The sequence below is a fragment of the Halolactibacillus miurensis genome, assembly GCF_900116255.1.
Taxonomy (GTDB): domain Bacteria; phylum Bacillota; class Bacilli; order Bacillales; family Amphibacillaceae; genus Halolactibacillus; species Halolactibacillus miurensis.
On sequence record NZ_FPAI01000031.1, the window covers coordinates 20,402 to 27,526 of the forward strand.

Annotated in this window: 7 protein-coding genes; 5 read left to right on the forward strand and 2 right to left on the reverse strand. The window is 38.1% G+C overall.

Annotated features, from left to right (window positions below):
* Window positions 1-3 precede the first annotated feature (3 nt).
* The gene (gene gtfA / locus BM390_RS13520; RefSeq protein ID WP_089855441.1) at window positions 4-1,470 is read left to right on the forward strand and encodes a sucrose phosphorylase; all 1,467 of its coding nucleotides are present in this window, start codon (window positions 4-6) and stop codon (window positions 1,468-1,470) included.
* 86 nt (window positions 1,471-1,556) lie between these two features.
* Here the strand turns inward: gtfA and BM390_RS13525 are convergent, their stop codons facing one another.
* Window positions 1,557-2,186 carry an FMN-dependent NADH-azoreductase gene (locus tag BM390_RS13525; RefSeq protein ID WP_062321033.1) on the reverse strand — a complete coding sequence of 210 codons (630 nt, stop codon included), beginning with the start codon at window positions 2,184-2,186 and terminating at the stop codon, window positions 1,557-1,559.
* Between the two features lie 221 nt (window positions 2,187-2,407).
* Between BM390_RS13525 and BM390_RS13530 the strand changes: the two genes are divergently transcribed.
* Window positions 2,408-2,947, forward strand: coding sequence for a TetR/AcrR family transcriptional regulator (locus BM390_RS13530; RefSeq protein WP_177220732.1), 540 nt, complete (start codon window positions 2,408-2,410; stop codon window positions 2,945-2,947).
* A gap of 73 nt (window positions 2,948-3,020) precedes the next feature.
* Window positions 3,021-3,809 (forward strand): heliorhodopsin HeR, encoded by a 789-nt coding sequence (gene heR / locus BM390_RS13535; RefSeq protein ID WP_062321037.1) that lies wholly within the window; start codon window positions 3,021-3,023, stop codon window positions 3,807-3,809.
* 72 nt (window positions 3,810-3,881) lie between these two features.
* Here the strand turns inward: heR and BM390_RS13540 are convergent, their stop codons facing one another.
* A complete protein-coding gene (locus BM390_RS13540; RefSeq protein ID WP_089855447.1) occupies window positions 3,882-4,778 on the reverse strand; it encodes a manganese catalase family protein in 897 nt (298 codons plus the stop codon).
* 227 nt (window positions 4,779-5,005) lie between these two features.
* Here BM390_RS13540 and BM390_RS13545 point away from each other — a divergent pair, with 227 nt between their 5' ends.
* Both BM390_RS13545 and BM390_RS13550 read left to right on the forward strand, forming a co-directional pair.
* A complete protein-coding gene (locus BM390_RS13545; protein WP_089855451.1) occupies window positions 5,006-5,875 on the forward strand; it encodes a patatin-like phospholipase family protein in 870 nt (289 codons plus the stop codon).
* Between the two features lie 17 nt (window positions 5,876-5,892).
* Window positions 5,893-7,005: a M50 family metallopeptidase gene (locus tag BM390_RS13550; protein ID WP_089855454.1), complete on the forward strand. Its 1,113-nt coding sequence runs from the start codon at window positions 5,893-5,895 to the stop codon at window positions 7,003-7,005.
* Window positions 7,006-7,125 lie beyond the last annotated feature (120 nt).

Below are 7,125 nucleotides of genomic sequence, written 5' to 3' on the forward strand. Positions count from 1 at the left end.
CGTGTGCTAAATAATAATGTTCAACTCATTACGTATCCAGATTCATTAGGTGGCGACCTCAAAGCTTTGGATTACTTATTAGACAAGCATTTTTCTGATGTTTTCACTGGGGGTGTGCATATCTTACCGCCATTCCCCTCATCGGGAGACCGAGGGTTTGCGCCACTAAATTATTTAGAGATTGAGCCTCAGTTCGGTGGCTGGGAGGATATTAAAAAGATTGGTGAGAAGCGTGATGTATTATTAGATTTGATGGTCAATCATATTTCCCAGCAATCACCGTATTTCCAAGATTTCTTAAAGAACGGCCGTGACTCAGCGTACGCGGATTACTTTTTAACGCTCGATAAAATTTGGCCGGATGGTGAACCAAAACAAGCGGACATTGATAAAATGTTTTTGCGACGTAAGGTACCTTACTCAACATTTGAGATTGAAAAAACGGGTGAGACCGAGCGTGTATGGACCACATTTGGTAAGACAGATCCGTCTGAACAAATTGATTTAGATGTCCATTCTGAGAAGGTAAAGGCACTCTTTACCGAGTTCTTTTTGAACTTCAAGAAAAATAACGTCAGTATCGTTAGACTTGATGCGGTCGGTTATATTATTAAGAAGCTTGGTACGAGTTGTTTCTTTGTCGAACCAGACATTTATGATTTTCTCGATTGGATTAAAGACTTGGCGGACTCACTTGATATCACACTTTTACCAGAGGTACATGCGCATCATTCTATTCAATATAAATTAAGTGAACATGGCTTTTGGATTTATGATTTTATTCTACCTTACCGCATTTTAGAAGCGATGATCAATGGTGATTCAGAAGCGTTGACGGCTTACTTAAAAGACCGCCCATCTAATCAATTCACCATGCTGGATTGTCACGATGGTATTCCGGTTAAGCCAGATTTAGATGGTATGGTAGATACGAAAGAAGCAAAAGCTTTAGTGGATGAAACGGTCCAAAGAGGATCTAACCTAAGCTTAATCGTATCTGAAGACCATAAAGATCCTGATGGTTTTGATGTGCACCAAATTCGTTGCACCTACTATTCAGTCCTTAATGAAGATGATGACCGTTACCTTGCTTCGCGTGCGATTCAGTTTTTTGCCCCTGGTATTCCTCAAGTGTATTATGTAGGATTACTCGCTGGTGTGAATCAAGACCAACGCGTAAAAGAAACAGGCGATGGCCGGGAAATTAACCGGGAGAATTTCTCAGTTGCAGATGTCGAACAGCATTTGGAAAAAGAAGTTGTTCAGCGATTACTTGATCTCATTCGCTTTAGAAATGAATATCCGGCGTTTGATGGTGACTTTACGGTCTTATCAAGTTCATCAGAAAAAGTGGCATTGCGCTGGGATAAAGATCTGTACTATTGTGAGCTACATGTTGATTTATCATCAGGTCAATCAGCCATTCACTATGTCGATGAATTAGGAGAACAAGCGGTTTACACTATTTAATGTACCAGACGATGGTAGATTATATATGATAAGATAAATATGAAAAAGCGGGGAAGACATCGTCTTCTCCGCTTTTTATGATGACATTATTTTAAGTTTTTAGCGACGGCTTTTACTTTTTCTAAGCCTTCTGCGATGATTTCATCAGATTTCGTTGGGTCTTGGTTATGACCTTCGATGATCACTTCATCAATGATTTCCATGCCCATCACACCACCGAAAGATGTGCGCATATAGTTAACAGCCATTTCTAGTGGTTGCATTTCTTTTGTTGAGTATACGCCACCACGTGCGTTAAGAAGAATGATTTTCTTATCATTCATTAATTGAATCATGTTGCCTTCTGCATCATATTTGAAAGTAAAACCTGCAGAGAAGACGTAATCAACAAATGTTTGTAACTTAGCAGGAATGGTTAAATTCCATAATGGGAAAACGAAAGCGATTGTATCTGCCTTTTCAAATAAGTCACGTGCTTTTGATTGTGCATTGAATAAACGTTCTTCTGATTCTGTTAAAGGCTCATGACCTTCTAGTTTCATGTATGCATTAAAGATGTCTTGGCCTAAGTATGGTGTGTCTTCTTCGTAAACATCATAGACGGTCACATCAACGTTATCGTTTTGTTTTAATTCCTCCATAAATGCGTCATACATTTTTGGTGTTGTTGCTTGACTTGATGGGCGATCGTTTGCCTTTACTACTAATAAATTCATAAAAATAATTCCTCCAAATAATTCTTTATATTTAGCCACATATAAAAAAGAGTTTTAAATAGTAGCTACATTTGGTATTATAATATTATCTTTGATTCAAGACAAATAATATGAATCCAAAATATCTATTTTTATCAAATATGTGACATTTGATCTATAAACGTCTAAATTCAACCATGAATAAGATGAGGATGAAATCATGACAGATGGGGAGAGAACCTATGCAAACAGACCCAAGAATTATTCGTACGAGAAAAAGTGTCGTAGATGCTTTACTGGCACTTATGTCAGAACGAGAAATAGAAAAAATTACGGTGAAAGATATTACACAAAAAGCAGAGGTGAATCGGGCGACCTTTTATCATCACTTTAAAGATAAACAAGCCTTATTACAATATACATTAGAGGAACATTTGATTCGTTACTGTGTCGAACCGTTCAATGAGATAGACACATTTTCTCGTGAGCTTATCTTAGGGGTATTAGAAGCCATTATTGAGTTACATGATTACTTAGAGGGACATTGTCAATTGAATTTTCATAAGTTCTTACTTGATATTGAACAAGAAATAAAATCAACGTTAATTGCACGATTTTTCCCTATTGTTAAACAGGGCTTGAATCATCCATCTGATGATTATGCGCTACTTGAGACTTACAAACTTGTAGGTGGCCTATATAGCAGTGCTGTTGCGATTAGAAAAGTTAATCATCAACGGAGTCAGTTGATTAATTATACGGCCGATGAATTGATAAAATAGTCTGTCCTTTTTGGTTTAAACTGACTGTTGGGAGGGGAATAGGTCAGTGTAAGTATAAAAGGAGGCGACATGTATGCAAGCACGTTTAAAGAAGTTACGACGATTTAATTTGATTATGGGTGGATTCCACCTAGTACAAGCCATTATCATGTTGTTTTTAGCCACGTCTGTCATTCAGACGATTTCAGAGTTTAGTCCAACGATTACGCAATTCTATTTATCTTTTAACCCGGAAACGCAATCACTTGAACTCGCGCAAGATCAATTATTTGATTTACCGTTTGGTATCATTGTCAGTTCATTTCTATTTATTTCTGCTTTGGCGCACGCGATTATTGCCTTGCCTAAGAAAACAAATGACATTTACAATCGCGATTTAGAACGGGGCATTAATAAGTTTCGCTGGTTCGAATATGCCTTAAGTTCATCGATTATGATTGTACTCATTTCAACCTTATTTGGTATCTATGATATTGCGTCACTCATTCTAATCTTTATCGTGAATGCGACGATGAATTTATTTGGATTAGTGATGGAGCAATTAAATGAAGGACGTGATAAAGATAACGTTCGCTGGGGTGCTTTTATTTGGGGATCGATTGCGGGGATAGCCCCATGGATTGCCATCTTCCTCTATATGTTTGGTACGGGTAACTTTGATATGGTGCCGTGGTTTGTTTGGGCCATTGTTGTCACGTACTTCATTGCTTTTAATACGTTCCCGGTAAATATGATTTTGCAATATAAAAAAGTAGGTAAGTGGAAAGATTATTTATACGGTGAACGCGTGTATATTATCTTAAGTCTTGTCGCTAAATCGATTCTTGCTTGGCTCGTTTTATTTGGGGCGATGCAACCATAAATCGACTAAATATAAGTAGGTTTGATAAAAAATACCGTCCTTGTGATTTAACCATTCACAAGGACGGTATTTTTATATGTGATCCATTAAGTGTTTAGCGACACGGGTATAGTCATCGCGGTCTAAACCTGGTGCGAAAAATTCAGGTAAACTCTCTAAGTCAGGCATCTTTCCGCCAATCGGTGTGCCTTCTCTTACCGTTAATGGTGCGTTTGTTTCGGGATGTGTCCCAGTGAAGATGTCTTCAATGCCTAAGTAATCGCCGACCTGATTCCAGTTGTAAAGGACATTGCCAAGTCCTTGATCTTCAAATTTTTTAGCGGTATCAAACTTTCTGTTTGAAACGTCTGGGATAGGAAGTAGTTTTGCGAGTGAGACGCCCGTTAGGGCTTCAATTGCTTTTTGATAAGCCACGACGTGGGTCCCACCCCTAACAAGTAAATAGCCAATCATTTCTCTTGCGGTCGGGTGATCTGTCATTTCATAGACCCGCATTTTGTGTGTGCGTGCCCCTATTTCTAAAAAGAAATTATGCAACAAATCAAGGACAAGGTTACCGCTTGAAAAGACGTTATCTCCTGTCCAACTATTTCCTGTTGCGTCAATCGGTAACGATGTATTGGCAGAGTGAATAAAGTGTTTTGGGTGTGGAAACATGACGGCACTCTTTAATGCAGTATCATTCACATCAAAGGGTACCTCTGTTGTGTCTTTAAATAAGAGATTAATCGTATGACTGACGAGTTCCACGTGCCCGAGTTCTTCGGCTGTTATACTTGAGACGAGGTCATAGTAGGGTTTGAGTTTTTTACGCTCTCTAAAGTTAAATGACTGAAATAAGTAATTGTTTAAGGTGGATAACTCACCAAACTTTCCGCCCAATAATTCCTGTACCACGAGCGCGGCTTTTTTATCTCCGTAGTCCGGTTCAGGTAGATCAATCAATAGCTTATTTGTTCGTTGAAACATCTTATCACCTTTTCTCTGTTTATTAGGGCTAAACCAAAAATATTTATCATATAGCTGTTTAAGAGGTAGAAAAATAATTTTTGGTGCCTTTGTAGCTACAGTATATGTAACGATCAGGACTTTTGTGCGAAAATTAAGAAAAACATCGCTTTGGATTAGGAGGTTTGTTATAATTGGTAATTAGTAGAAGGTGATGTCTTTCACGAATAGAACGGGAGGTGGAAAGAATGCATGAAACGAGTTTGGTATTAGAGGGTGGCGGTATGCGTGGTGTCTTTACTTCTGGGGTTCTGGATTATTTAATGACTGAAGACATGTATTTTCCCTATGTCATTGGTGTATCAGCTGGGGCGTGTAATGCACTGAGTTATTTATCAAGACAACCGGATCGCAGTCGTTATATTAACGTGAATTTCGCCAATGATCCACGTTACATTAATATGCGCAATCTGCTTAAAGGTAAAGGGATGTTTAATATGGACTTTTTGTTTAATGATATTGCCAATGAACTTGTTCCGTTTGATTTTAAAACCTTTCATCATATTGATGAACGTTTCGTCATTCCAACAACAGATTGCGTGACAGGAGAGGTGCGTTATTTTGATAATTCTCAGGAAACGGATATCTTTACAGCTGTGCAAGCGTCAAGTAGTTTACCACTTGTTGGTGTGCCGATTGAGCTTGATGGCTATACATTACTAGACGGTGGGATTGCTGACCCGATACCGGTTCAAAAAGCGATTGACGATGGTTTTAGACGCCATGTTATTGTATTAACACGACCGAAAGGGTATCGAAAAAAACCATTTCGAGCGAAATTTACATCAAAATTACTTTACCGAGAATACCCAAAACTAGTTGAAACGATGCTTAACCGTCATGAGATTTATAACGAGACACTTGATCAATTAGAAGCACTTGAAGACCAAGGTGATGTATTTATTATTAGGCCAAAAGGTCACGAACAAGTCAAACGCGCTGAAAAAGATCAGGCGAAACTGAATGCTTTACATGAAGCGGGTGTTTTACGTGCTAAAGAACAGATGCCAGCCTTAAAAGACTGGTTAAACGCCAATAAACAAGTTGAAATTCATTAATTTTTTCGAGGTGAACGATGAAAAAGTGGCAGAAAAATAGCATATTTTACGGTGTTTGTGCCCTTATAGGCATTCTTTTAGGTTTATATGCTGGCGCAAGTGATCCGTTTTATGAACCCATACTTCAACATGTAACGTTTCAAAATGGACTTATTGTTTTCATTTTTATTTTTGTAGGCTTATTTTTAGCTATTAATATTCATGAGTTTGGTCACTTTGTCTTAGGCAAACTCGCGGGGATGACATTACTGATTTACCGGATTGGCTTTTTAGAATGGAAAAAAGTCAACGGCACGTTCCGTGTATCTTTTGAAAAGATGAATGGCTATGGTGGATTATGTGGCATGATTCCTAAACGATTAGGGAAGATATCAAACCGCTCATTTATCGCCTATTTCATGGGTGGTGCTTTGTTTAACTTTCTTTCAGCTGGACTTGCTTACCTTTTAATTTTACATACATCAGGTTTTCTCAGTCTTTTTCTCTGGGTGTTTGTCATTATTTCAGTATTTTTAGGTGGAGCAAATATTTTCCCGTTTAAAACATCGGCTACGATGATGTCGGACGGGGCTTACATTGCTGGGTTAGTAAAAGGTGATAAAAAGGTGATTGATTTGTTGGAGATGATGAATTTTTCAACGCAATTACAAGCAGGAGTGACGCCTGGTGAACTGAATTTTGATTCGGTTAAAGGAAACGACAGCATCCATTGTGATCTGCTTAAACATCTAAAAGCGCTAGAACAGTTAGATTTTAAAACATTAGAAAAGACAAAAATGACGCTAAGTGAGCGGATAGATACGTGCAATTTTATGACGCGCCCAAGTGTTTTAAATGAAATCGTAGTCGCGTGTATTTTGTTAGATGATCATGAAGGGGTTAAAATGTGGCGTGAGTGTTTAACTCATCTAGATAAAGATTGTGATGCGAACGGCTATCGAGTAAAAGCTTATCTTGCCTATTACGATCGTCATATCGCACTAGCAAAAAAGTATATCGATAAGGGGCGGTCCGTGCTTCACTATTATCCGAGTCTAGGGCAACAAACAACTGAAGCCGTCTTGTTTCAATATTTGGAAAAAGATTTGTTGGGGTCACTTCACTCTGCAGAGAAAACGTCACAAGTATAGTAGAAATGAATATAAATGAATATATGGTTGTATAATATTTGGTGTTGGTGAAGGGATTTTAAGTGAGATAGAGATTGCTCACTAAAATTACTCACTAGCACCTTTTTCTTTCTAAATATA